The 23,510-nt window shown below is 61.4% G+C and carries 23 protein-coding genes; 13 read left to right on the top strand and 10 right to left on the bottom strand.

Annotation, left to right across the window (positions count from 1 at the left end; genetic code table 11):
• Positions 1-108 precede the first annotated feature (108 nt).
• Positions 109-330: a hypothetical protein gene (locus ACP3TA_RS23205; protein WP_004936201.1), complete on the top strand. Its 222-nt coding sequence runs from the start codon at positions 109-111 to the stop codon at positions 328-330.
• Between the two features lie 42 nt (positions 331-372).
• Here ACP3TA_RS23205 and apbE read toward each other — a convergent pair whose 3' ends face one another.
• Positions 373-1,404 (bottom strand): FAD:protein FMN transferase ApbE, encoded by a 1,032-nt coding sequence (gene apbE, locus ACP3TA_RS23200; protein WP_047025285.1) that lies wholly within the window; start codon positions 1,402-1,404, stop codon positions 373-375.
• A 153-nt stretch (positions 1,405-1,557) separates the two neighbouring features.
• Here apbE and ACP3TA_RS23195 point away from each other — a divergent pair, with 153 nt between their 5' ends.
• Positions 1,558-2,670 carry an SLC13 family permease gene (locus ACP3TA_RS23195; protein WP_197665939.1) on the top strand — a complete coding sequence of 371 codons (1,113 nt, stop codon included), beginning with the start codon at positions 1,558-1,560 and terminating at the stop codon, positions 2,668-2,670.
• Here the strand turns inward: ACP3TA_RS23195 and pepT are convergent.
• Positions 2,667-3,914 carry a peptidase T gene (gene pepT, locus ACP3TA_RS23190; protein ID WP_046687563.1) on the bottom strand — a complete coding sequence of 416 codons (1,248 nt, stop codon included), beginning with the start codon at positions 3,912-3,914 and terminating at the stop codon, positions 2,667-2,669. The two genes, ACP3TA_RS23195 and pepT, sit on opposite strands and share 4 nt — an antisense overlap.
• 217 nt (positions 3,915-4,131) lie before the next feature.
• Here pepT and ACP3TA_RS23185 point away from each other — a divergent pair, with 217 nt between their 5' ends.
• Complete coding sequence (locus ACP3TA_RS23185) at positions 4,132-5,028, top strand: endonuclease/exonuclease/phosphatase family protein (RefSeq protein ID WP_170852918.1); 897 nt, start codon at positions 4,132-4,134, stop codon at positions 5,026-5,028.
• 27 nt (positions 5,029-5,055) lie between these two features.
• Here ACP3TA_RS23185 and ACP3TA_RS23180 read toward each other — a convergent pair whose 3' ends face one another.
• The gene (locus tag ACP3TA_RS23180) at positions 5,056-6,489 is read right to left on the bottom strand and encodes a PLP-dependent aminotransferase family protein (protein ID WP_170852917.1); all 1,434 of its coding nucleotides are present in this window, start codon (positions 6,487-6,489) and stop codon (positions 5,056-5,058) included.
• A gap of 93 nt (positions 6,490-6,582) precedes the next feature.
• Between ACP3TA_RS23180 and ACP3TA_RS23175 the strand changes: the two genes are divergently transcribed.
• A complete protein-coding gene (locus ACP3TA_RS23175; protein WP_033643902.1) occupies positions 6,583-7,038 on the top strand; it encodes a rhodanese-like domain-containing protein in 456 nt (151 codons plus the stop codon).
• Between the two features lie 4 nt (positions 7,039-7,042).
• On the opposite strand, the gene flk is transcribed toward ACP3TA_RS23175, so the two are convergent.
• Positions 7,043-8,071 (bottom strand): flagella biosynthesis regulator Flk, encoded by a 1,029-nt coding sequence (flk, locus tag ACP3TA_RS23170; RefSeq protein WP_089197272.1) that lies wholly within the window; start codon positions 8,069-8,071, stop codon positions 7,043-7,045.
• Between the two features lie 205 nt (positions 8,072-8,276).
• Here flk and ACP3TA_RS23165 point away from each other — a divergent pair, with 205 nt between their 5' ends.
• Genes ACP3TA_RS23165 through ACP3TA_RS23150 form a run of 4 tightly spaced genes read left to right on the top strand, consistent with a single transcriptional unit; the run spans position 8,277 to position 11,931 of the window.
• Positions 8,277-8,639 carry a hypothetical protein gene (locus tag ACP3TA_RS23165; protein WP_033639760.1) on the top strand — a complete coding sequence of 121 codons (363 nt, stop codon included), beginning with the start codon at positions 8,277-8,279 and terminating at the stop codon, positions 8,637-8,639.
• Between the two features lie 49 nt (positions 8,640-8,688).
• Positions 8,689-10,725 carry a protein-disulfide reductase DsbD family protein gene (locus ACP3TA_RS23160; protein ID WP_206196222.1) on the top strand — a complete coding sequence of 679 codons (2,037 nt, stop codon included), beginning with the start codon at positions 8,689-8,691 and terminating at the stop codon, positions 10,723-10,725.
• Positions 10,722-11,438 carry a DsbA family protein gene (locus ACP3TA_RS23155; protein WP_099782568.1) on the top strand — a complete coding sequence of 239 codons (717 nt, stop codon included), beginning with the start codon at positions 10,722-10,724 and terminating at the stop codon, positions 11,436-11,438. Before ACP3TA_RS23160 ends, ACP3TA_RS23155 begins: the two co-directional genes overlap by 4 nt.
• The gene (locus ACP3TA_RS23150) at positions 11,431-11,931 is read left to right on the top strand and encodes a protein disulfide oxidoreductase (RefSeq protein WP_147880753.1); all 501 of its coding nucleotides are present in this window, start codon (positions 11,431-11,433) and stop codon (positions 11,929-11,931) included. Before ACP3TA_RS23155 ends, ACP3TA_RS23150 begins: the two co-directional genes overlap by 8 nt.
• Here the strand turns inward: ACP3TA_RS23150 and ACP3TA_RS23145 are convergent.
• Complete coding sequence (locus tag ACP3TA_RS23145; RefSeq protein WP_206196221.1) at positions 11,928-13,394, bottom strand: PLP-dependent aminotransferase family protein; 1,467 nt, start codon at positions 13,392-13,394, stop codon at positions 11,928-11,930. The genes ACP3TA_RS23150 and ACP3TA_RS23145 overlap by 4 nt on opposite strands.
• A 172-nt stretch (positions 13,395-13,566) precedes the next feature.
• Here ACP3TA_RS23145 and ACP3TA_RS23140 point away from each other — a divergent pair, with 172 nt between their 5' ends.
• Complete coding sequence (locus ACP3TA_RS23140) at positions 13,567-14,562, top strand: DMT family transporter (RefSeq protein ID WP_187307476.1); 996 nt, start codon at positions 13,567-13,569, stop codon at positions 14,560-14,562.
• A gap of 156 nt (positions 14,563-14,718) precedes the next feature.
• Positions 14,719-15,348 carry a CatB-related O-acetyltransferase gene (locus ACP3TA_RS23135; RefSeq protein ID WP_198809152.1) on the top strand — a complete coding sequence of 210 codons (630 nt, stop codon included), beginning with the start codon at positions 14,719-14,721 and terminating at the stop codon, positions 15,346-15,348.
• 121 nt (positions 15,349-15,469) lie between these two features.
• Here ACP3TA_RS23135 and ACP3TA_RS23130 read toward each other — a convergent pair whose 3' ends face one another.
• The 4 genes from ACP3TA_RS23130 to ACP3TA_RS23115 all read right to left on the bottom strand — a co-directional run bounded on the left by ACP3TA_RS23130 (position 15,470) and on the right by ACP3TA_RS23115 (position 19,726).
• Entirely contained in the window at positions 15,470-16,267 is a 798-nt protein-coding gene (locus ACP3TA_RS23130; RefSeq protein ID WP_142075822.1) for a hypothetical protein, read from the bottom strand.
• A gap of 502 nt (positions 16,268-16,769) precedes the next feature.
• Entirely contained in the window at positions 16,770-18,287 is a 1,518-nt protein-coding gene (locus ACP3TA_RS23125; protein WP_004936157.1) for a tripartite tricarboxylate transporter permease, read from the bottom strand.
• Between the two features lie 11 nt (positions 18,288-18,298).
• A complete protein-coding gene (locus tag ACP3TA_RS23120; RefSeq protein WP_060660429.1) occupies positions 18,299-18,730 on the bottom strand; it encodes a tripartite tricarboxylate transporter TctB family protein in 432 nt (143 codons plus the stop codon).
• Between the two features lie 15 nt (positions 18,731-18,745).
• Positions 18,746-19,726, bottom strand: a complete 981-nt coding sequence (locus tag ACP3TA_RS23115; protein WP_033643890.1) for a Bug family tripartite tricarboxylate transporter substrate binding protein — start codon at positions 19,724-19,726, stop codon at positions 18,746-18,748.
• Between the two features lie 274 nt (positions 19,727-20,000).
• Here ACP3TA_RS23115 and ACP3TA_RS23110 point away from each other — a divergent pair, with 274 nt between their 5' ends.
• The 3 genes from ACP3TA_RS23110 to ACP3TA_RS23100 all read left to right on the top strand — a co-directional run bounded on the left by ACP3TA_RS23110 (position 20,001) and on the right by ACP3TA_RS23100 (position 22,577).
• Positions 20,001-20,330 carry a hypothetical protein gene (locus ACP3TA_RS23110; protein ID WP_033643889.1) on the top strand — a complete coding sequence of 110 codons (330 nt, stop codon included), beginning with the start codon at positions 20,001-20,003 and terminating at the stop codon, positions 20,328-20,330.
• Between the two features lie 167 nt (positions 20,331-20,497).
• Positions 20,498-21,172 carry a transcriptional regulator TctD gene (tctD, locus tag ACP3TA_RS23105; RefSeq protein WP_033643888.1) on the top strand — a complete coding sequence of 225 codons (675 nt, stop codon included), beginning with the start codon at positions 20,498-20,500 and terminating at the stop codon, positions 21,170-21,172.
• Complete coding sequence (locus ACP3TA_RS23100) at positions 21,159-22,577, top strand: sensor histidine kinase (protein WP_033651954.1); 1,419 nt, start codon at positions 21,159-21,161, stop codon at positions 22,575-22,577. Before tctD ends, ACP3TA_RS23100 begins: the two co-directional genes overlap by 14 nt.
• Here ACP3TA_RS23100 and ACP3TA_RS23095 read toward each other — a convergent pair.
• Positions 22,574-23,494: a DMT family transporter gene (locus ACP3TA_RS23095; RefSeq protein ID WP_046687555.1), complete on the bottom strand. Its 921-nt coding sequence runs from the start codon at positions 23,492-23,494 to the stop codon at positions 22,574-22,576. The two genes, ACP3TA_RS23100 and ACP3TA_RS23095, sit on opposite strands and share 4 nt — an antisense overlap.
• Between the last annotated feature and the right edge of the window lie 16 nt (positions 23,495-23,510).

Below are 23,510 nucleotides of genomic sequence, written 5' to 3'. Positions count from 1 at the left end.
TGACACATCATTACCTCGCCATTACACGCGTTGGGCATACAATAGCCAGGTAGCGTGATTATCGCTCGGCGTGGCTTTCTAAAGTGATCGAACATTGAGGCAAGAAGTATGAAAAAGTTAATTGCGGTTGGGTTACTGTCGGCCGTGTTGGCCGGATGCGCCACTGATTCTCCCTGCGTTCCGGTCTACGATGACCAGGGGCGTCTGGTGCACACCAACACCTGCATGAAGGGCACCACTCAGGATAACTGGGAAACCGCGGGCGCGATCGCCGGCGGCGCGGCGGCAGTGGCCGGTCTGACCCTCGGCATCATCGCGCTGACCAAGTGATCGGCGCGGAACAGGAATAAGCCCGGCCATTGCGCGCCGATCTCACTGCACTAAAAATGCTTTGAACTGCGGCGTCATCACGGCGCTGAAACCGTCGTCGGTTTTGCTGATCAGGTAGACCGCCAGCCCTTTCTCTTCTGCGAGCTGCAACGCTTTCTCCGGGCCCAGCACCATCAAGCCGGTATCCCAGCCGTCGGCCTCGAGTGCGGTCGGGGCGATCACCGTGGCGGAAACCAGCCGGTGGTTGATCGGCCTGCCGGTGGTCGGATCGATGACATGGGAGTAACGCTGGCCGTTTTGTTCGAAGTAGTTGCGGTAGCTGCCGGCGGTGCTGATGCCGTAACCGTGCAGATCCACCAGCGCCTGCACCGCATTTTCACGGTCGGTCGGCTTTTGGATCGCCACCCGCCAGGGTTTGCCCTGGCCGTTGACGCCGCGTGAAGAGACCGCGCCGCCTACCGACACCAGGTAGTTGGTAATGCCGTGACGGTTCATCAGGCGCACCAGCTCATCGGCACCATAGCCTTCGCCCAGCGTCGAGAGATCGACATACATGCCCGGCAGATCTTTTTGCAGCCACTCCCCGCGATTGTCGCTGATCAGCTTCAGGTGCTGCAGGCCGATGTTCTGCTTCGCCGCGTCGATCTGCGCCTGTTCCGGCACCTTGACCGGATGCTTGTCTGGGCCGAACCCCCACAGGTTCACCAGTGGGCCGACGGTGATGTCCATGGCGCCGCCGGTATCGCGGCCGATGCGTTGGGCCATCAATACGATGTCCGCCATGCCGCGCGGGATAGGCTGCGGCTCGAGGCTGGCGCTGCGGTTAAACCGCGACAGCACCGAATCGGCGCGGTAGGTAGAGATATCGTCGTTGGCCCGTTCGAGCACCGTGTCGATCTGCCGCTGCAGCTCTTGTTTGCCGATCGCGACGTCACCGCTGACCTTAACGCTGTAGAAGGTGCCCATGGTCTTGCCGTCGATATCGATTTGCGGGCGAGAGGCGGGATCGTCACAGGCGGCGAGCAGGGCGCATAAGGCGCTGAGCAACGCCCCTTTAGCGAGCAGGGAAGCCATAACATGTCCTTTGAAAACCGTGAAAGCCGCTACAAATAAAGTAAAGCGCGGCAAATGAAAAGCGGATAAAGGTAAAATAGCATTTTGCTGGCGCTGAAGCCGCGTCTGAGCTAACGTCTGCCCATTCTTTTCGGTGAGGTTCACACTGCCGCTATGAGTTCAACCGCCATTTCTCGGCTTATCCACCCCTTTGTCAAAGATCGCTTCTTGCATGCATTGCTGCTGGCCGGCGTGGTGATGTTCGCTTTTCATCCGCAACCGCTGTCGGCGCTGGGTGGTTTCATCGACGGCCGTACCCTCATCACCCTGTTGGGGCTGATGCTGCTGACCAAAGGGGTGGAGGTCAGCGGCTACTTCGATTTTGTCGGCCGCAAGATTATCAACCGCTTGCACAGCGAACGGCGGCTGGCGCTGTTCCTGGTGTTTTCCGCCGCGCTGCTGTCGTCGTTTCTGACCAACGATGTGGCGCTGTTTATCGTCATTCCGCTCACCATCACGCTAAAAAAGCTGTCGGCGCTGCCGGTTGGCCGCTTGATCATCTTCCAGGCGCTGGCGGTGAACGCCGGTTCGTTGCTGACGCCGATCGGCAACCCGCAAAATATCCTGCTGTGGAGCCGCTCCGGCCTCTCTTTCCTCGGTTTCATCGGCCAGATGGCGCCGTTTGGCGTCGCAATGATGTTGAGCCTGCTGGCGCTGACCTGGTTCAGCTTCCCGGCGCGCGACATCGTGAAAACGCCGAATACCGAGGGGTATCCCTACCAGCGGCCGCTGTTGCTGAGCTGTGTAGGGCTGTATGCGGTTTTCCTGCTGTGTCTCGATTTCGATCTGCCGTTGTACGGGCTGCTGGCGGTGTTCGCCGGTTTCTTGCTGCTGGCGCGCCGAGTGCTGTTGCAGATCGACTGGAGTCTGATTTTCGTGTTCGCCGCCATGTTCATCGATGTCGGCCTGTTTACCCGTTTGCCGCCGCTTCAGCCGGCGTTCGCCGCCATCGCCGGGCTGAGCGAGGGGAGCGTGTATGCGTTGGGCGTCGGGCTGTCGCAGATCGTCAGCAACGTGCCGGCCACCATACTGTTGCTCAACTATGTGCCCTCGAGCGCTCAGTTGGCCTATGCGGTCAACGCCGGCGGCTTCGGGTTGGCGATCGGATCGCTCGCCAACCTGATTGCGCTGCGCATGGCGGGGGAGCGCAAGATCTGGTTGCGCTTCCACTATTATTCGCTGCCGCTGTTGGTATGGGCCGCGTTGCTCGGCTGGGTGATGAGCTAAGCCGGTTGGCCGCTTTGTCGCGCGGCCAGCAGGCAAATGCTGCGGGTCACCTGATAGGATTTCACGAAGGCGCTGACGGGTAAAAACTCGAAGCGCGAGTGGAAGTTATGCGCGCCGGTGAAGTAATTGGGCGTCAGGATGCCACGGCTGGAGAGCGCCGCGCCGTCGGTGCCGCCGCGCATCGGGATCACCTTCGGCGGGATGCCGTGGGCGGCGAGGGCGCCGAAGATCAGATCGATGGCGCGCCGGTCCTCGCCGATGGCGTTGCTGATGTTGCTGTAGATGTCGCTGACGCTGCAGCTGACGTTGGCCCGCGGATAGTTGGCCGCCACCTGGCGCACGGTCTCCTCAAGGCGGGCTTTGCGTGCCTCGAACGCCGCGCGATCGAAGTCGCGAATCGACACCTTCAGCGTCGCCTGATTGGCGTTGGCGGCCAGATCGGTGAACCAGAAATAGCCCTCGCGCCCTTCGGTGTGCTCCGGAGTATCCTGCACATCGAATCGGTTAATGATGTCGTTGGCGATGCGTATCGGGTTGATTAATACGTTTTTCGCCGACATCGGGTGGGCGGTCACCCCCTCGATGCGGATCTCCGCCGCCGCCGCGTTGAAATTCTCGTACACCACTTCACCCAGTTCGCAGCAGTCGATGGTGTAGGCGAAATCGACGGGGAAACGCTGCAGATCCAGCGCCTTGGCGCCGCGCAGGCCGATTTCTTCGTCCGGCACGAACGCCACTACGATATCACCGTGGCGATCGGCCGCGGTCAGGTTGGCCAGCAGCGTCATCACCACGGTGACCGCCGCCTTATTGTCGGCGCCCAGCACGCTGGTGCCGTCGCTGAACAGGATCTCTTCGTTCCGGTAGGGCAGGATCTCCGGATGCTCGGCGGTACGCAGCCAGATGTCCTGCTCGGTGTTCAGGCATAAATCCTCGCCGGTGAAGCGCAGGCGCTGCGGGCGAATCTCGGGCGACAGGCCGACGTCCACGGTGTCGATATGCGTGATGAAGCCGATGCGCGGTGCGCCGGGTTGGGTGCCGGGCTTGCGGGCGGTCACGGTGGCGTGCTCGTCGATTTGAACGTCGGCCAGGCCGAGCCGGCGCAGCTCGTCCGCCAACAGTTGCGCCATCTCATGCTGTCCCGGCGTGCTGGGCAGGGCGGTTGCGGCGGCGTTGCTCTGGCTGGTGACGGCCAGGTAGCGGAAGAAACGTTCGGTAAGCTGTTCGGCAATCGGGCTGGTCATCGGAACTCCTCGCGGTTGGCAATCTACCGGTTTTAAAACGAAATCAGCCGATTGTCCAACGGCGCAATGCGTAAACCGCCAGAATGCGAAGCATCGCGCAGAAACGAAAAATAGCGGTGCAACTAGGAAATAGTCGCAGGTTTCTGCGGCAAAATCGGTGTTAGCTGTGGGCCGGGAAGCGCCCGCATAACACTTATCTGTCCCTCAAGGAGAATTCATGCACACCGGTCACGCTTTGCTCATCACCTTACTGTCCCTGGGCATCTCTCACAGCGCCTGGTCGTCCGCCGATACCGGGCACGCCAACAGCAACGCCAACAGCCGCGAGGTGGCCAGCGCGTTGGGCGGCCTGAATAACAAAACCTACGAGCTGGAACAGGCGCCGAAGATCCGCGTCGCCAGCTTCAATATCGCCGCCGGCAAGGTCAGCGACATGACCGCTATCGCCAAGGCGATTCGCGCGATGAACGTCGACGTGGTGGCGCTGCAGGAGGTGGATAAACTCACCGCCCGCAGCGGGCGGGTCGATCAGGCGGCGGAACTGGCGAAGCTGACCGGCATGCAGGCGGTGTTCGGCCGGGCGATCGATTTCGACGGCGGTGAATACGGCCTGGCGTTTCTCTCGAAGTATCCGCTGCACGACGCCGTGATCTATCCGTTGCCGTCCGGCCAGCGCGAGCAGCGCATCGCCTTCAGCGCCAAGGTCGATGTGCCGGAGTTCCCGACGCCGATCACCCTGTTCAACACCCACCTCGATACCAAGGAAGATCCGACGATGCGTCTGGATCAGGTGCGGGAGCTGAACGATCGCACCATCGAAGTGCGTGGCATCAAACTGCTGTTCGGCGACATGAACGACGTGCCGGGCAGCGTCACCTGGCTGGAGCTAAGCCGCTATTGGAACGACATCATGCCCAATGGGCAAGATGGCCGCAGCTGGCCGGCGGAAAACGCCGAAATCAAGGTGGATTACATCTTTAGCGGCAATGCGCAGCGTTGGCATCTGGACAGCCTGACGGTGCCGAACGCCAGCGGCGATTGGAACGGCGTGCACTGGCCGGCGGTGAGCGATCACCTGCCGCTGGTGGCGGAGATGCGCCTGACCGAGCAATAAGCCGGCCGGCGTCTCTCCGGGGCAGGGCTAAGCCGCGGCGATCCGCGCCAGCCGCTCGACGGCGCTGCGGATCTCGCCCGGCGTCAGGGCCGAAAAACCCAGTAGCCAGCCGTCGCGCTGGGCCTGAACCGTTTGGTATTGCGCCGTTAACCCGGGCGTAAGGACGCCGAGCCGCCGCGCCTGTTGGCTGAGCGCCGCCTCCCGGCCGGGCGGCAGCCAAACGCTGAGCTGCAGGCCGCCGGCGGCGGGAGCGGCCGTGGCGAAGTGGCTCAGCTTTTCGCTCACTTCCGTCAGCAGCACATCGCGCCGGCTGTGGTAGAGCTGGCGCATGTAACGAATATGCGCGGCGAAGTGCCCCTGGCGAATGAACTCGGCGGTCACCGCCTGCATCAATTGCGCGCTGTGGCCGTCATAGACCGTGCGTGCGGTGACGAAGGGGGCGACCAGCGCGGGCGGCACGATCAGGTACGCCAGCCGCAGCGAAGGGAACAACGATTTGGAGAAGGTGCCGAGATAGAGCACCCGGCCATGGCGATCCAGGCCTTGCATCGCCGGAATCGGCAGCCCGTCGTAGTGAAACTCGCTGTCGTAATCGTCCTCAATGATCCAGGCCTGTTGCCGCTCCGCCTGCGCCAGCAACGCTAAGCGGCGTGCCAGGCTGAGGGCCGCGCCGGTCGGGTATTGGTGCGAGGGCGTCAGATAAATCAAACGCGGATCGGGCAAGGAAGGTTCTGCTCGCAGGCCATCGCCGTCTACCGCCACCGGCGTCAGCGTGGCGCCGGCGCTGATAAAGGCGTTTCTCGCCCCGGCGTAACCCGGCTCTTCCATCCAGACGCTGTCGCCGCTGTCCAACAGTAAGGTGGCGATCATTTGCAGCGCCTGCTGCGAACTGGTCAGCACGATAACCTGGCTCGCATCGCAGACTACGCCACGCGTTTGGTTGACGTGGGTGGCAATGGCTTCGCGCAGCGGCAGATAGCCTTGCGGATCGCCGTAGCGCAGCAGGCTTTCCCCCTGCAGGCGCAGGCGTTGAGCGGTCAACTGCTTCCACAGGGCCAGCGGAAACGCGCGCAGGTCCGGCGAGCCGGCTGCGAAGGCCTGAGGATGCTGCGGATCGCGGCAGCCGCCGGTGTGCACGATCTGTTGGCCGCGCAGCGAAAGGCGCGGCATGGCGGTGCGGGTCGCCGGCGGCGGCGATTTGGCGATGCGGATAGCCACAAATGTGCCCTGGCCGACGCGGCGCTGCAAATACCCCTCCGCCTCCAACTGGCCGTAGGCTGCTTCGACGGTCACCCTTGAGAGGTTCAGATCCCCAGCCAGCACTCGGCTGGAGGGCAGCCGTTGCCCAACGCTCAATGCGCCGTGGTGGATGGCCTGCCGCAATGCCGCACACAGACGATCGCGCAGCGTGCCGATGGCCTGGGGCGATTGCTGAAACAGCGTGATCAGCGTGTGCCGCATAATGGGTCTTATCATGAGTAAAAAATGGGTATCAATCATAAGACCAAAATCGGGCACTATTGTCATCTGTCTTGATCAACGGGAGTGAGTGATATGTCGAAAGAATCCTTGGTGCTGGCCTTTCCGCCGGCAGCGCCGGAAGAGAGCCTGGCCTATCTGGCGGCCAAGCTGAGCCGCTATGCGGATGCCTGGGACGTGGCGGAAGATTTGCGCAATGGCGTGGACGGGATGGTGGTGATCGACACCCGTGCGGAGGCGCTGTACGCCGCCGGGCATATCCCCGGCGCGCTCAGCTTGCCGCATCGCCTGATGGATGAAGCCGGCACGGCGCACCTGGATCGCCAAAAGGTGTATGTGACCTACTGCGACGGCATCGGCTGCAACGGTTCCACCAAAGGCGCCTACAAGCTGGCGAAGTTGGGGTTTAGGGTGAAAGAGTTGATTGGCGGGCTGGATTTCTGGCTGCGCGACGGCCATCCGTTGGCCATCGGCGAACTGCCGGGGTCACTGCGCTCCCGGGCGGCCGCAGCGGACTGCGGCTGCGCCTGAGGCGTTAAAACACCAGCGCCAGCACGACGGCCAGCGTCAACAGCAGCAGGATCAGCGCCACGGCGGGCTTGCTCAGCGCTTTTTGCAGCGGCAGAGGCAGGGCGGCGATCAGCGGGTTGAGCAGCGGCTGCGGTTCGACAGGGGGGCTGGCGATCGGCTGCGCCTGGCCGGCTTTCTCCAGACGGCGGGCAAACAGCTGATGAATGGCGTCGCTCATTTGCGGATGCGTCAGCGGCGCGTTGGCGCCGCAGTTGAAGCGCGTCTGGCAATAGTCGTTCATCTGCTGCAGTTCTTGCTCATCCGCCGGCTGTTTGAGCGCCGCCAGCAGGTTGTTCAGCGTTGGCGCGTTCTGCGGGCTGAGCGCCACCTTCACCTGTAAAAACTGGTTCAGCAGCTGGAAGTGGCGCGCCGGCAGCGGATCGTTGGTTTTCACGCCCACCAGATCGAACAGCGTTTGCCAAATTTTAGCCGGCGCTTCACCGGTCGCGGCGCTGAGTTTGGTGACCTGCTGCTGCAGGCTTTGATGCTCTGCGGGCAGCAGCGGGCGATCGCTGGTGGCGGTTTGCTGCGGTTGGGGAATGGTCAGGCCGCCGGTCTGCAACAGATTCAGCACCTGCTGCAGCTGCGGTGGGCTTAGCTGGCTCAACACCGTATGGCCGAACCGTTGACGAATAAAGTCACTGACCGCCTGGCGATTATTGCCCTGCGGCAGCAACTCGGCCAGCTGTTGCAGCAGTTGGCGCCCGGCATGGTTTTGCTGCGCCTGCGTCAGGCGCGTTTGCAGCAGCTGTTCCGCCGGTTGAAAATGGCGCGCCAGCAGTTCGCCGCCTTTGTCGGCGCCGAGATCGTGACGCAGAGACGCCCAGATCTCCGCCGATTTTACCGGGCTGAGCGTCATGATTTTCACGATCAGTTTTTCCAGCGTTGTGCGCTGCGCCGGAGAGAGGGGTTGATCGTCAGTGGCCGCCGTTTTGCCCGGGGAAGGGGGGCGCTCGCCGGCGATTGGGGTGCCCGGCCCACTCAAAGGTTGCATATCACCAGTCCTTCGCTGTGTATCCCCGCAGTGTGCCTGGAGGAGAGAATCGTCATTGTACCCGGCGAAAAGCGCAGGCTTACCCTCTATGATACCTGTAATTCGCCGCCATCAATACCGCCGCTCAGACATTTCTTTACCGACAAAACGTTGCTAATCGCGTCTGCGCCGCTAAGATAACCCCAGATCTGAACATGAGGATGGCATGGTTAAACGGCAGCGGATTGCAAAATGGTTTTTATGCCTGGCTTGCCTGGTGGTGCTGACGTGCATGACCCAGCGCATGGCGGGCCTGCATGCGCTGCAGCAAACGCTGGGGATCCCGGCCGCTACCGCCGTTCAGTCCAGTGATGCCGCCGCCGAAGCGCAGCCGACGCCCTGTGAACTGAGCGCCAAATCATTGCTGGCCGCGCCGCCGGTAATGTTCGAAACCGTGCTGTTCGGGCTGGGTCTGCTGCTGGCGCTGTTGGCGCCGACCATTGCCGCGCGTCTGCGCATTCCTCCTCCTCGCGCCATTTCTCCGCCCACCCTCAGGGTGCACCTTCGATTATGCGTCTTCCGTGAATGAGTTAATCGCCCGTTTTTCGCGGTGAATTAATCATTTATGGAGAATTAACATGTTGAAAATTATCAGGCTGGCCTGCGCTTGCCTGTTTATGCTGTGGCTGCCCGCCTTGCAGGCGGCGGACAGCGGCTGGCTGCAAAATCCGGCCAACGATCATGCCAAGGTGCGGCTGCGCGCCGACACGTCACAGCCGGGAGAGACCCGTCTGCTGCTGTCGGTCGAGCTGCAAAAAGGCTGGAAAACTTACTGGCGTTCCCCGGGCGAAGGCGGCATCGCGCCGGCTATCGTCTGGCAAGGCCACCCACCGCCGGCGACCTGGCACTGGCCGACGCCGCAGCGTTTCGAGGTGGCCGGCATTTCCACCCAGGGCTATCACGATCGGGTCACGCTGCCGATCGTGATGCCAGGCCAGGTGTCCGGCCCGCTGGCGGGCACCCTGACGCTGTCCACCTGCAGCAATGTCTGCATTCTGACCGACTACCCGTTCAGTCTGGATCTGACGGCGCCGAACGATCCGCAGTTTAATCACGACTTCGCGCAGGCGATGGGGCAAGTGCCTATCGCCGCCGGGTTGACGGAGAACGTCAAGGCCGGGTATCGCAGCGGCGAGCTGCAGATTGCCGCCGAACGCGCCGACGGTTGGCAGCGGCCCGCGCTGTTCTTCGATACGCTGGCGGATGCCGATCTCGGCAAGCCGCAGGTTGAAACCGACGGCGATCAGTTGCTGGCGCGAGTCCCGGTGAGCGATGGCTGGGGAGAGGCGGCGCCGGATCTGCGCGGAAAAACGCTGACGCTGGTGATCGACGACGGCGGCATGGCGCAGCAGATTACGCTGCCGATCGGCGAGCCGCTGGCCGCGCCCGCCGGTGCGGCGTTCCCGTTATGGCAGGCGGTATTGATGGCGCTGGCGGGCGGGTTGATCCTCAATCTGATGCCGTGCGTCCTGCCGGTGTTGGGCATCAAGCTCGGTTCCATCCTGCAGGTGGAGCGGCGCGATCGGCGCAGCGTTCGTTTGCAGTTCCTGGCATCGTCGCTGGGCATCGTCGCCTCGTTTATGGCGTTGGCCCTGCTGATGACGCTGCTGCGGCTTGGCAACCACGCGCTCGGCTGGGGCATTCAGTTCCAGAATCCGTGGTTTATCGGCTTTATGGTGCTGGTGACGCTGCTGTTCAGCGCCAACCTGTTCGGCCTGTTCCATCTGCGCCTCTCTTCCGATCTGAACACGTCGCTGGCCACCCATAACGGGCACGGTCTGAGCGGCCATTTCTGGCAGGGCGCGTTCGCCACGCTGCTGGCGACGCCGTGCTCGGCGCCGTTTCTCGGCACGGCGGTGGCCTTCGCGCTGGCGGCGTCGCTGCCGGTGCTGTGGGGCATGTTCATCGCGCTCGGCATCGGCATGAGTCTGCCGTGGTTGCTGATCGCCGCCTGGCCGTCGCTGGCGCTGCGGTTGCCGCGTCCCGGCCGCTGGATGAATACCGTCAAGCTGGCGATGGGGTTGTTGATGCTGGCGTCGTCGCTGTGGTTGCTGAGTCTGCTGAGCAATCATATCGGCGTGCAGGCTACGCTGTGGCTGGGGGGGTTGGCGCTGCTGGCACTGCTGCTGGCGGTGTGGCGCCGGCAGGGGGCACGGTTGGCGGCCAAGCTGGCGGCGGGCACGTTGGTGCTGGCGGGCGCCGTCTTGCTGGCCGGCTCGCTGACCGCCGGTCTGTGGCACCAGCCGTTGCAGGATCGGGTGCAGTGGCAACCGCTGAGCGAACAGGCGATCGCCGAGGCGCTGGCGCAACATAAGCGGGTGTTCGTCGACGTGACCGCCGATTGGTGCGTGACCTGTAAAGCCAACAAATTCAATGTGCTGCTGCGCGATGACGTACAGCGGGCGTTGAGCGCCGATGATGTGGTCGCGCTGCGCGGCGACTGGAGCCGCCCGTCGGCCGACATCAGCGCCTTCCTGCAAAGGCGCGGCAGCGTCGCCGTGCCTTTCAACCAAATCTATGGCCCCGGCAGCCCGGACGGCGTGGTGCTATTCCCGCTGTTGACCCGTGACGCCGTGCTGCAAACGCTTTCCCATGCCAAAGGAACCGAACAATGAAAAAGTTACTGATTTTACTGATGATCATCGCCGCCCCGGTGTGGGCCGCCGAGCCTTTCACCCCGGCGCAAGAAGCGCGTATCAAAGAGATGATCCGCGAAACGCTGGTGTCCAACCCGGACATTCTGGCGCAGGCGGTGGACGCCTGGCAGCAGCAAACCGCAAGCCAGCAAATCAGCCAGGCTATCAAGCAGAATGCCAAAACGCTGTATCAGGATCCGGCCAGCCCGCGCCTCGGCGCCGCCAACGCGAAACTGACGCTGGTGACCTTTACCGACTATAACTGCCCGTACTGCAAGCGGTTTGATCCGATGCTGGAGAAAATCGTCAAGCAATACCCGGATGTGGCACTGGTGGTGAAGCTGTTGCCGTTCAAGGGCGAAAGTTCGGTCAGTTCGGCGCGCGTGGCGCTCACCACCTGGCAGCAGCACCCGGAGCAATTCTGGGCCTTGCATCAGCGGCTGATGGCGAAAAAGGGCTTCCACGACAAGGCCAGCATCGCCGCCGCGCAGGAGAAAACCGGCGTCAAGGCGGTGGCGCCGAGCGAACAGAGCATGACCACGCTGCGCACCAATATGGAATTGGCGGAACAACTGGGCGTACAAGGGACGCCGGCGACGCTGATCGGCGATCGGATGCTGCCGGGGGCGGTGTCCTATGAAGAGCTGGAAACGATGGTGAAGCAGCAGCTGGCGAAGGCCAACCATGGCTAAGCTCAAGCGCTGGGGGCGCGAGTTGCTGCTGCTGGCGCTGATCGCACTGGCGGTGATTACGGTGATGGATTGGCTGAACGCGCCGCAGGCGCCGCCGGCCTTCGATGCCCAGACGCTGACCACGTTGGACGGCGAGCGCGTGTCGTTGGCGCAGCTCAGTCATGAGCGGCCGCTGCTGGTTTACTTCTGGGCCAGCTGGTGCGGCGTCTGCCGCTTCACCACGCCGGACGTCGCCCGTTTGCAGGCGGCGGGCGGCAACGTGCTGACCGTCGCGCTGCGATCGGGCGACGATACCCAGGTGAAACAGTGGCTGGCGCGCAAACGGCTGGCGCTGCCGGTGGTCAACGATCCGGCCGGTACGCTGTCGGCGCAGTGGCAGATTGGCGTGACGCCGACCTTCGTGGTGGTCTCGCAGGGCAAGGTGGTGCAGAGCACCACCGGCTGGACCAGCTACTGGGGGATGAAGCTGCGGCTGTGGTGGGCCGCCGTCTAACCGGCGTTTTTCTCTGCTATCACTTCCTCAATCGCCCGGCTAAGCCGGGCGATACCTTCTTCAATCTGCGGCGGCGAGTTGGCGGCGAAGTTTAGCCGCAGACTGTGCGCGCCCAGCTGTTCCTGGGCATAAAAGCATTCGCCGCGCGCGAAAGTGACGCCGTGCCGCCAGGCCACCGGCATCAGCTCGGTGGTGGTCACCGTCGCGGGCAGCGTCAGCCAGATAAACAAGCCGCCTTGCGGCGTTTCGAAACGGCACCCCGGCGGCAACCGCCGTTGCAACGCGTCGATCATCACTTCCAGATGCAGGCGATAGACGCGCCCGGCGCGCCGCAGCTGCTTGTCGTAACGGCCGACGGTGACAAACGCGTCCAGCGCCCGCTGGATCAGGCTGGAACTGGTGAAGCTGTCAACGTGCTTGCGCCGCGCAAAGCGCTGATAGTGCTCGCTGTCCGCCACCAGATAGCCGATGCGCATGCTGGGCAGCAGCATCTTGGAGAAGGTGCTGACGTAGATCACCGCGCCCGGCTGCGCCAGCGCACGCAGCGACGGCAGCTGTTTGCCCTGGTAACGCAGATCGCCGACGAAATCGTCCTCCAGGATCACCACGCCGGCCCGTTGGGCGATCGCCAGCAGGCGCCGCCGGCGAGCTTCGCTCAGGCAGCGGCCGGTCGGGTTGTGGAAATTGGGGATGGTGTAGATCAATTTGGGGCGGTGGCGTTCCAGCAACTCGGGCAATCGTTCGACCAGCATGCCGTGGCGATCGCCCGGCACGGTGACGATATTGATGCGGTGCTGGCGCAGCAGGCCCAGCGCTTCGGCGTAGGTCGGTTCTTCGACGATCACCGTATCGCCCGGCGCCAGCAGGCTTTGCACCACCAGGCTGATGGCATGCTGCGAGCCGTTGGTGATCAGCACCTGTTCCGCCTGCGTGGGGATGCCCTGCGCGCTGAGAATGCGGCTCAGCGTATCGCGCAGCGGGTAGTAGCCGCAGTATTCGCCGTAGCTGAAGGCCTCTTCCGCATGGCGGCTGAGCACCGACAGCAGCACTTTGCGAAACGCCTCCAGCGGAAACACCTTAGGGCTGCCGACGCCGGCGGCGAAGTTGATCAGCCTCTCCGGCAGCGGGGCGTCGGCATAGCCGTCCAGCCGCGAGGTGAGGGTGGTGAAGCTCTCCAGCGGGAAGGGGGCATCGCTGGTCGGCCGGGCCGGGCGCGTTTGTGCCTGCGGGTGCGCAACATAGGCGCCGCTGCCGCGCTGCTGATGCAAAAAGCCCTTGGCCGCCAGTTCGGCATAGGCGTTATCCACCGTCAAACGGCTGACCGCCAATTCGGCCGCCAGCGTGCGCGTTGAGGGCAGCTTGTCGCCATCCACGAACACGCCGGTGAGGATGGCGCGCCGCAGCGCTTCTTCGATCTGTAAATAGAGCGGAACGTCCTGCTCGCGATCTAACGGAATGTGCATGCGAAATTGGCCCGGTTAGGGAGAGAGCTTTTTACTATACCCCATGTCAACAGGGCTTCAAGCGCAGAAAAGTGGCCTGCATGACAAGGCCGAAAAGTGGCTATAGTGGGAAAATATGGCCGCGTTACACTGTGCGCCTGAGCATTTACGTCGCCATTTTTCCGAGGATCTCATGTCATTACCGTCAGGCGTTTCCGCCCGGCCTTTGCTGCCCGGCGCGCGTCTCTTTCAGGGCAGCCGCCAGGGTTACGTCATCGCCATGATCAGCGCCATGCTGCTGGCCTTTACCGCCATCATCATCCGCGCGCTGACCGATTACTATCACCTGCCGACCTTCGTGCTGGCGTTCTGGCGCGCGGCGCTGGTGGCGCTGGTGCTGTTGCCGCTGCTGTTGGTGGTGAAACCGCAGTGGGCGCGCCTGCGCCGTGAACAGGTCTTGTTCTACGCGCTTTACGGGCTGCTGCTGGCGCTGTTCAACAGCCTGTGGACGCTGTCGGTGGCGCTGAACGGCGCATCGGTGGCGACCATTCTGACCTACTGTTCGGTGGGCTTTACCGTGTTCCTCGGCTGGGTGATGTACAGCGAACGCCTGACGCTGCGCCAACTGCTGGTGATCGCCATCAGCCTGGGCGGTTGTTTCCTGGTCAGCAACGGCGACAGCATGGGCAACCAGCACTTCGATTTGTTGGGGCTGCTGGTGGGGATGCTGTCGGGCATCGGCTATACCCTGTATACCCTCGGCGGGCGGGTGGCCAGCGAACGGGGCTATCCGGTGTGGAACACCATTTTGTACGTTTTCGGTTTTTCGGCGCTGTATCAGCTGGTGTTCAACGCGGCGCTGACGGCGTTCCCGCTGGCGGCGTTCCACGGCATGGCCGGCGATCTGTGGTTCCTGTCGCACGGCGCGCAGGGCATTCAGTGGAGCGGCTGGCTGTTGCTGCTGGCGCTGGCCGCCGGGCCGACGCTGTTGGGCTTCGGGTTGTATAACATCAGCCTGAAAACGCTGCCGCTGGCCGTAGCCAACCTGATCCTGTCGTTGGAGCTGGTTTTCACCGCGGTGATCGCCTATTTCCTGCTGGGGGAAAACATGAATCAGCTGCAGCTGCTGGGCAGCGCGTTGGTCATGGGTGGGGTGCTGCTGTTGAAAAGCAAGACCGCCGAGGCGTGATCGGTTACCATTTCGCCTCGCAAGAGAGGCGGTAATCATGAATAACCCGAGATTGAAACGAGCGCTTATCGCTTGAAGGGCCGTGTTGAGTGAACGACAACACGGCCACAGACATTCCGTTCCGTGGCTTTTATTCCCGTAACAAGAGAATACGCCATGTCCGAAAAACACTGGTCCAACACCGAGCTGCTGCATCAGACGGTGACTAACCCGAATATTATCGTCAAAGGCACCCACAGCTACTACAGCGACTGCTGGGATAACGGTTTCGAACGCTCGGTGGTGCGCTATCTGCACGGCGACGCGGTCAGCCGGCAATGGCAGCCGCTGGGCGAAATAGATCGCCTGCTGATCGGCGACTATGTCTGCATCGCGGCCGAAGCGGTGATCCTGATGGGGGGCAATCACACCCATCGCATCGACTGGTTGAGCCTGTACCCGTTTATGGCAACCATCAAACAGGCGTACCGCCCCAAAGGCGATACCCGGCTGGGTGACGGTTGCTGGATTGGCATGCGGGCGATGTTGATGCCAGGGGTATCGATAGGCGAAGGGGCGATCGTCGCCGCCGGCAGCGTGGTGGCCGGCGACGTTGAACCTTATGCCATCGTCGGCGGCAATCCGGCGAGGTTTATCCGTTGGCGATTCGCGCCGGAAATCATCGCGCGGTTGCTTGCGTTGCGCCTCTATGATTTGTCCGAGGCGGACTTTGCGCAGGTGCAGCCTTTGCTAGCCGATAATGATATTGCGGCCTTAGAGCGGGCGGTATGCAACATTGAGCGTTAGCTAATGAAACACGGGATAATAACGCTGCGCAAGCTCGATTAAGGCCCGAGATAATCGGGCCAAGTGTACCAGAAACACTGCGGCTGTTAATCCTCGTTCCACGACAGCCGTAGTGCCGCATTTATAGAAATGCAATGTATACAATAGCATTACCTGAGAAAGGCCCTGGGTCGACGGTATCATGGGCTGTCAGTTTTGCTTTTAGGCTGATATTTCTTTGTTGGCCGCCAACCAGATAATAATCCACGCCTGTCCATGCAGAGTTGCCATCTAAAAAAAGCGTTGAATAAAATTTCTTGTTGCTTCTTAAATAAATATTCCCCTCGCCCAATGTAGATTGAGAGTAAATTTTTATCGTGCCTGATTGAGTGCATCCGATTGTTCCATAAATCGTTCTCTCCATCCCGGAAATCTCGTCTTGTGAAAGCGTATCAAAATCTATCACTGTAGGAAGATTCACATCACAAGATTGGTTTTGTGGTGGTAATATGCCGCAAACAGAATTAGGCCATAAACTCGCACCGCCGGATATTGCCGGCGTTCGTATATAGAACATCCCAACACAGCTGGCATCTCTGCCATTCACGAGGTAAGGCTGCGAGGTCCATGGAATGCCGAAGGTGTTCTTCCAGGCGATCTCCACTTCTTTTGCTGTTCTATAATTTTCAATCCGAAGACAATTTTTGGAGTCTACACATGAGCCGTGTAGTCCAGGATATCGAGTACTGTATTTTACATCAGGGCCAATAAAACAAGACGTCCACCCATAGCAAGGGTTGAGATCAGAAGGGCTCTCATCCCACGCAACCAGCGATTGAACAACCGTCAGGTTAACAAAAGAGACCGGGAGCATATAGGCGCCAGCTAAAGCTTGCTGAGATAATAAAGAGGCGAAACAAAAAATAAATACTCTAAACATTATAATCCCTCATTTTACATTGATCTTCCTTATTGATTGTTCATCTATAATGTTGCCCATATTGTGACAGGTTTACAGAGGATGTCGTCATCACATTACCATGTGCCTGATTGAACGGCAATAATATGGTCTCTGGCGTTGTTCGATGAGCTTTGGCTAGGTTTATAATATTTTATTTTTTATGATTAAATAAAAAATCATAATTCAGATTTATATAATGGCTCAGTGTGCTTGCGTCACGTTCTCCATAAATACCGATATAAAAAGTTCGTGTAGGGGGCAGATTCAGGGGTAAAATTTGATGGCCTTCGCCAGGTTAAAAACGGTGTCGAGGAGGTAACAGACATCTTTAATGGAGCAATCGCGTACAACAAAGGCTATTGCGAGTTTAGACATGAAAAATCCAGAGTCAAAAGTCTGGCTCTGGATTTTTTCTCTGCTCGACTTATGCAAGCATCCTCAAACGATCGGCATTAGGGAACATATCCCCGCCCGTTTCGTGTTACTCGGCTTTGGCCTCGGTCGCCAGATGGCGGCGTTTGCGCATCAGGCGCAGCAGCGGCGGCAGCGCCAGCACCGCGACCGCCAACACCAGCAGCGTTTGCGCGATGCTGCTGCTCCACAGGATGCCGAATTCACCGTTGCTGATCGACAGCGCGCGACGCAGATTCTGCTCCAGCATCTCACCCAGCACGAAGCCCAGAATCAGCGGCGACATCGGAAAGTGCATTTTCCGCAGAATATAGCCGAACACCCCCAACCCGACCATCAGCAGCAGGTCGAAGGTGGTGCTGTGCACCGCATAAACCCCCACCGCGGAAACCGCGGCGATCGCCGGCACCAGGAACCACAGCGGGATGGTCAGCATGCGGGTGAACAGGCCGACCAGCGGCAGGTTCATGATCAGCAAAATGACGTTGGCGATCAGCAGCGCGGCGATCAGCCCCCAGACGATATCCGGCTGTTCGGTGAACATCGCCGGGCCGGGGGTGATGTTGTACAGCGTCAGCGCGCCCATCATCACCGCCGTGGTGCCGGAACCCGGCACTCCCAGCGTCAGCATCGGAATGAACGAACCGCAGGCCGAGGCGTTGTTGGCCGCTTCCGGCGCCGCTACGCCGCGGATGTCGCCCTTGCCGAAGGTGTCGCTGTTGCCGCTGATTTTCTTTTCGGTCATGTAGGTCAGCGCGCTGGCGATGGTGGCGCCGGCGCCCGGCAGGATGCCGACGAAGAAGCCGATCACCGACGAGCGCAGGGTCGGGCCTGCGCACTGCGCCGCCTCTTTGCGGTTGAACAGCAACCGGCCGGTTTTACGCACCAGCTTTTGCCCGGCGCTGGTGCTTTCCAGCATCAGCAGGATCTCGCTGACCGAGAACAGGCCGATCACCACCACGATAAACTGCACGCCGTCGGAGAGGTGTACGCTGTCAAAGGTAAAGCGGTAAACGCCGGTGTTGGCGTCGACGCCCACCGTCGCCAGCCCCAGGCCGATCAGCGCCGCCAGCAGGGATTTCAGTGGGTTTTGGCTCATCATGCTGCCGAGGCAGGCGATGGCGAACACCATCAGGGCAAAATACTCCGCCGGGCCGAAGGCCAGCGACCAGCGGGCCAGCAGCGGCGCGAACAGAATAATGCCGCCGATGGCGATCATCGAGCCGACGAACGAGCTGACCGCCGAGATGGACAGCGCCACGCCGGCGCGCCCCTGCTGCGCCATCGGGTAGCCGTCCAGCGCGGTCATGATCGCCGCCGCATCGCCCGGCACGTTGAGCAGAATCGACGAGATGCGCCCGCCGTATTCGCAGCCGATATACACCGTCGCCAGCAGGATCAGCGCCGATTCGGCCGGCAGTTTGAGGGCGAACGCCAGCGGCAGCAGGATCGCCACGCCGTTGATCGGCCCCAACCCCGGCAACAGGCCGACGATGGTGCCGACGAAGCAGCCGATCAGGGCGATAATCAGGTTTTGCGGCACCAGCGCCACTTCAAACCCTTGGGTCAAATACATCCAGGTATCCATCATCGCTCCCGTTAGCTCAGCCAGGCGCCGAGCGGCAGTGTGACATCGAGAAGTTGGTCAAAGGCGTAGTACAACGCGGCGCCCATGATGATGCCGGAGATGGCCGCTGCCGGCAGGCTGGCCTGAAACAGCAGGCCGATGCTGAACGTCAGCAGCGCGGTCGCCAGCGGAAAGCCGAGCCATTCAAACCCCCAGGCATACAGCACCAGGGTGATCACCAGCACCAGCAGCCGCTGCATCACCTTGTGGTGCGGCCATTCCACCGCCTGCGGGCGGCGCAGCAACAGCAGCGCCGCGCACAGCGCCATCAGGCTGAGGATCGCCAGCGGGAACGGGCGCGGCCCCAGCGGTTCATAGCTGTATTCGCTCTGGATGCCCCAGCCGATGAACAGCCCGCCGATACACAGCAGCAGCCAAAAGCCGGCAAAAATACGATCGCTCATGGTTTTCCCCTGCGGTTATTTGGCCAGGCCGAACACTTTCGCCTGCTCACGGTATTGGGCAACCTGATTCTTCACGTAGGCGTCCAGCTCTTTGCCGGTCAGGTTGAATTCGAACAGGCCGCGCAGATCGCGCTGCTGCTTGAATTCGTCGGTCGCCATCATTTTCTGGAAGGTGTCGATCCACCACTGATACTCTTCATCGCTGACTTTCGGCCCGACGTAGAAGCCGCGAATGATCGGCCACACCAGGCTGTATCCTTGCTCTTTGGCGGTGGGAATATCGGCCAACTGGCCCGGCAGACGTTGCTCGGCATACACCGCCAGCACGCGGATCTTGTCGCCCTGCAGGTAAGGCACCATTTCGCTCAGATCGCCGGATACCGCCTGGATGTGGTTGCCCAGCAGCGCGGTGACCGGTTCCCCGCCGCCCTCGAACGCCACGTAGCGCATCTTGCGCGGATCCACGCCGACTTCGCGCGCCAGCAGCGCGGTTTTCATCCAGTCCTGGCTGCCGATCGAGGCGCCGGCGCCGAACACCACGCTGTTGGGATCTTTTTGGAAAGCGTCCATCAAGTCTTTCAAGGTTTTGTAAGGCGAGTCGGCGCGCACCGCGATCATGCCGTAGTCGGTACCGACCGCCGCCAGCCATTTCACGTCGTCCACGTTGTAGCGGCCGAACTTGCCCTGAGCCAGGTTGAGCAGCGAACCGCCGGAGAAGGCCACCACGGTGCCGAACTCCGCCGGGCGTTGCGCGACGATGGCGTTGTAGGCCACCGCGCCGACGCCGCCGGGCATATAGGTGACGCGCATCGGTTTATCAATGGCCTTGGTGTCCTGCAGCGATACCTGAATCAGTTTGCAGGTCAGATCGAAGCCGCCGCCGGGTTTGGCCGGCGCAATGCATTCGGTGCGTTTGGGCGCTTCCACGGCAAAGGCCTGAGAGACCGCCAGCAACAGGGCGGCGGCGGTAAAGGTACGGGTCATTATTTTTTTCATTGTGACTTACCCTCGGTATTGTCTGATGGTGAATCCCGCCGAATGCGGTTGCGGAATTGTTAAAACAACAACCTTTCATTTACCTTTCAGTGGCCGGAAAAGTTTCCAGTCTGTGATTAGGGTCTCTTGTCGCGAGCGAACGGCGGGTGCGCTAACATAGAATGGGCGCAGAGAACAGTGCGCAAAACCGGCCAAAACCCTGCGTAATGTCAGGATTGCCGATAGTCGTTCGCGTTAAAATCATCTGTAATAAAATGAATAGAGATGCAGTGATATGTTTTCGTTAGGGAAATTGTTTGGCGGCAGGGACAGCGCCAAGGTATGTGCGATTAAACGGCTGCCAGAGGTCTACGCCGAGATGGCGGGAGAAGCCGGGCAGTGTCGTTTGAAGCGCTTGCGCCCTGAGATTGGCGTATTTGAGTTGCATTTCGTCAACGCCGACGGTGAAAAGTATGCTTGCCAGATGACCGCCTGCGTGACCGGCATCGATCTGGTGTTTGCCGCCAACAACCGCTCCGTGCTGGTTTCTTCGCCGTTTACCGCCGACAAGCTGTGTCCGGTGTTGGATCTTGCTCTCGCCGATAGCCCCATCACGCTGATCTGAGGCGTCACACGAGCGCGCCCCAGTACGCATAATTGTGTGCCAGCTCCCAAAACTGGCGGCGCGGCGCTCTTTTATCCCCTTATTTTCCATGCCATTCTCTGTTATCGACCTGTTAACAGACGCCGCATCGGTGTCTGGTTGTTCAGGTAAATCAATGGAATGGGAACATGCGACTGTTATTGGTTGAAGATCACCCCGAGCTGTCTCACTGGTTGCAAAAGGCGCTGACCGGCGCCGGATTTGCCGTCGACGTCGCGCCGGACGGCGTGGCCGCCGACCACCTGTTGCTTAATGAACGCTATGCGCTGGCGGTGCTGGATGTGGCGTTGCCGCGTCTGAACGGTCTCGATTTGCTGGCGCGCCTGCGCAAGCGCGGGCAGGATCTGCCGGTGCTGTTGCTGACGGCGCGCACCGACGTGACCGACCGGGTGAAAGGCCTGAATCTGGGGGCGGACGACTACCTGACCAAACCGTTCGAACTGGACGAGCTGGAGGCGCGCATTCGGGCGTTGCTGCGCCGCAGCGTCGGCGCCGCGCAGCCGGCGTTGCAATACGGCGCGTTGACCTATCATGACGAAGGTTATTTCCTGCTGGAGAGCAAACCGCTGGCGCTGACGCCGCGCGAGCTGGCGGTGCTGACCGCGCTGATGCACCGGCGCGGCCGCCCGGTGGCCAAGCAGCAGCTGTTTGAGCAGGTGTTTACGCTGTCTGACGAGGCCAATCCGGAGAGCATTGAGCTATACGTACACCGTTTGCGGAAAAAGCTGCAGGGCAGCGACGTGGCGATCGTCACGCTGCGCGGTCTGGGCTACAGCCTGGAACTGTGCAATGCGGTGGTTTAACGCGCCGCGTTCGCTGTTTTATCAACTGCTGCTGTTTTTTGGCCTGCCGCTGCTGGCGCTGGGCGGCATCTCTATCTACACCCACTACTTCAGCGCCATGAGCGCCGCCACCCTGGCCTACGACCGCACGCTGCTGGCGTCGGCGCGCACAGTGGCGGAGCGGCTGGTGGTGCGCGAAGGCAAGCTGGCGGTCGATGTGCCTTATGTGGTGCTCGACAGCTTCGAGCGCAACATGAACGATCAGCTCTATTACGAGGTGATCTCGCCGCAGGGGAAAAGCATCTCGGGCTATGACGATTTGCCGTCGTTGCCGCCCCACATTCCACGCTCCACCCTCTATCCGGCATTGGTGCATTTCTACGATGCGGAATACCTCGGCCGGCCGATCCGCGTGGCGGCGCTGTTTCAACCGGTCAACGAGTCGGGCGTGAGCGGCATGGCGACCATTCTGGTGGCGGAAACCCTGGAATCGCGTCGTTACCTGGCGCGGCAGATGATGATCGCGGCGCTGTTGAGCCAGGGCACGGTGGTGGTGTTGACCCTGATCCTGGCGTTCGCGCTGCTCAAGCGGGTGTTGAAGCCGATGCGTAAACTCTCCGGCATCATGCTGCGGCGCGATCCGGGCGAACTGACGCCTTTGCCGCGGGTTCTTCCCTGGTCGGAGATGCAGCCGCTGCTGGTGGCCTTTAATCGTTACATCGAACGGCTGCGGCTGATGGTGGCGCGTCAGGAACGCTTCAGCGCCGACGCCTCTCACCAGCTGCGCACCCCGCTGGCGGTGCTGAAGACCCAGGTCGGGGTGGCGCTGGCCAGCGATCGGCCGCAGCAGTGGCGCGAAAGTCTGCAGGCGATGAGCGCGACGCTGGATAACACCGTGGCGCTCACCGACCGTCTGCTGCACCTCTCGCGCCTGAAAGCCAGCGAGCACAGCGCCGATCGCAAGCTGCAGCCGGTCAATTTGGCGCAGGTGCTGCGCGACGCCTGTTTCTCTCGCTTGCCGCAGGCGCGCAGCAAACAGATCGATCTCGGTTTCGAGGGTGAAGCGGCGTGTCAGGTCGCGGGGGAGCCGCTGCTGTTGGCCGAGCTGTGCGCCAATCTGCTGGACAACGCGCTGAAATACACGCCGCGCCAGGGCGTGGTGACCGCCCGCCTTACGCGGGACAAGGCTACGGGGGAAGGGGTGCTGGAGATAGAAGACAGCGGCCCGGGCATCGCCTTGCAGGACAAGGCGTTGGCGCTGCAGCCGTTTCATCGTTTGGACAACGTGGGCGATCAGCCGGGCGCCGGTTTGGGATTGGCGTTGGTGAAGGACATCACCGCGTATCACGGCACCCGCCCGGAGCTGTTGAGCTCCGCCGCGCTGGGCGGCCTGTTGGTGCGGGTGCGTTTCAGGTTGCTGGCTTAGGCCTGTTCTTTGCAGGAATCTGCGCCTGCCGCCGGGGCTTTGGCTTTACGCGTCAGCGGCGTGCGCAGCCGCTGCGACAGGATCACGCCCAGCAGGGTGATGCCGCCGCCGATCAGGTGGTAACCGTGCAATTGTTCATGCAGGAACAGTACCGCGATAGCGGCGGTAAACACCGGCGCCAGGTTCATGAAGATCGAGGTGGTGTTGGCGCCCAGGCGCAGGACGCCCTGGATCCACAGGTACGGCGCGATGATCGAGGCCGGAATGCCGGCGAACAGCACCAGCGGCAGGTTATGGCCGTTCAAGCCGACATCCTTCGCCATCAGGAAATTCGGCAGCAGCAACAGCACGCCGAACAGGATCTGCACGTAGAGCGATTGCCAGTTCGGCAGCGCGATGGCCCAGCGTTTGGTCAACACGCCATACAGCGCGTAAGAGGCGGTGGCGAGCAGCATCATCAATTCCCCTTTGCCGATACCGTGCTGCAACAGCGCGCCGGGCTGACCGCCGCTGACCAGCCAGATCAAACCGCAGAAGGAGAGAATGCTGCCGAGCAGCACGCCGACGGTCGGCGCAATGCGCAGCAGTACGATGCTGATCAGGATGGTCAGCAGTGGGATCAGCGACACGATGATGCCCATAAACAGCGCGCTGACGCTGTGCGCCGCGTAATAGGCCAGGCTTTGATACAGCACCATGCCGAGCAAGCCGAGGATCATCAGCTTCCACCAGTTGGCGCGCACCTGCGCCCAGTTGCGAAGCACGCCCGGCAGCACAAACGGCGTCAGGGCGATCAGCGCCAGCAGCCAGCGGTAGAGCGAGATGGCCGCCGGATCGATGGCGGTGGCGGAGAGTTTGCTGACGACGGCGTTAATCGACCAAATCAGCACGGCCAGCAGGGGGAAAAGCATATTCATGACAATTATTCTCAAT

It is taken from the genome of Serratia sp. 2C06 (genome assembly GCF_050037615.1).
In the GTDB taxonomy this organism is placed as follows: Bacteria; Pseudomonadota; Gammaproteobacteria; order Enterobacterales; family Enterobacteriaceae; genus Serratia; species Serratia ureilytica.
Note: the sequence above shows the minus strand (reverse complement) of the source record. Positions and strands in the feature narration are given on the sequence as shown.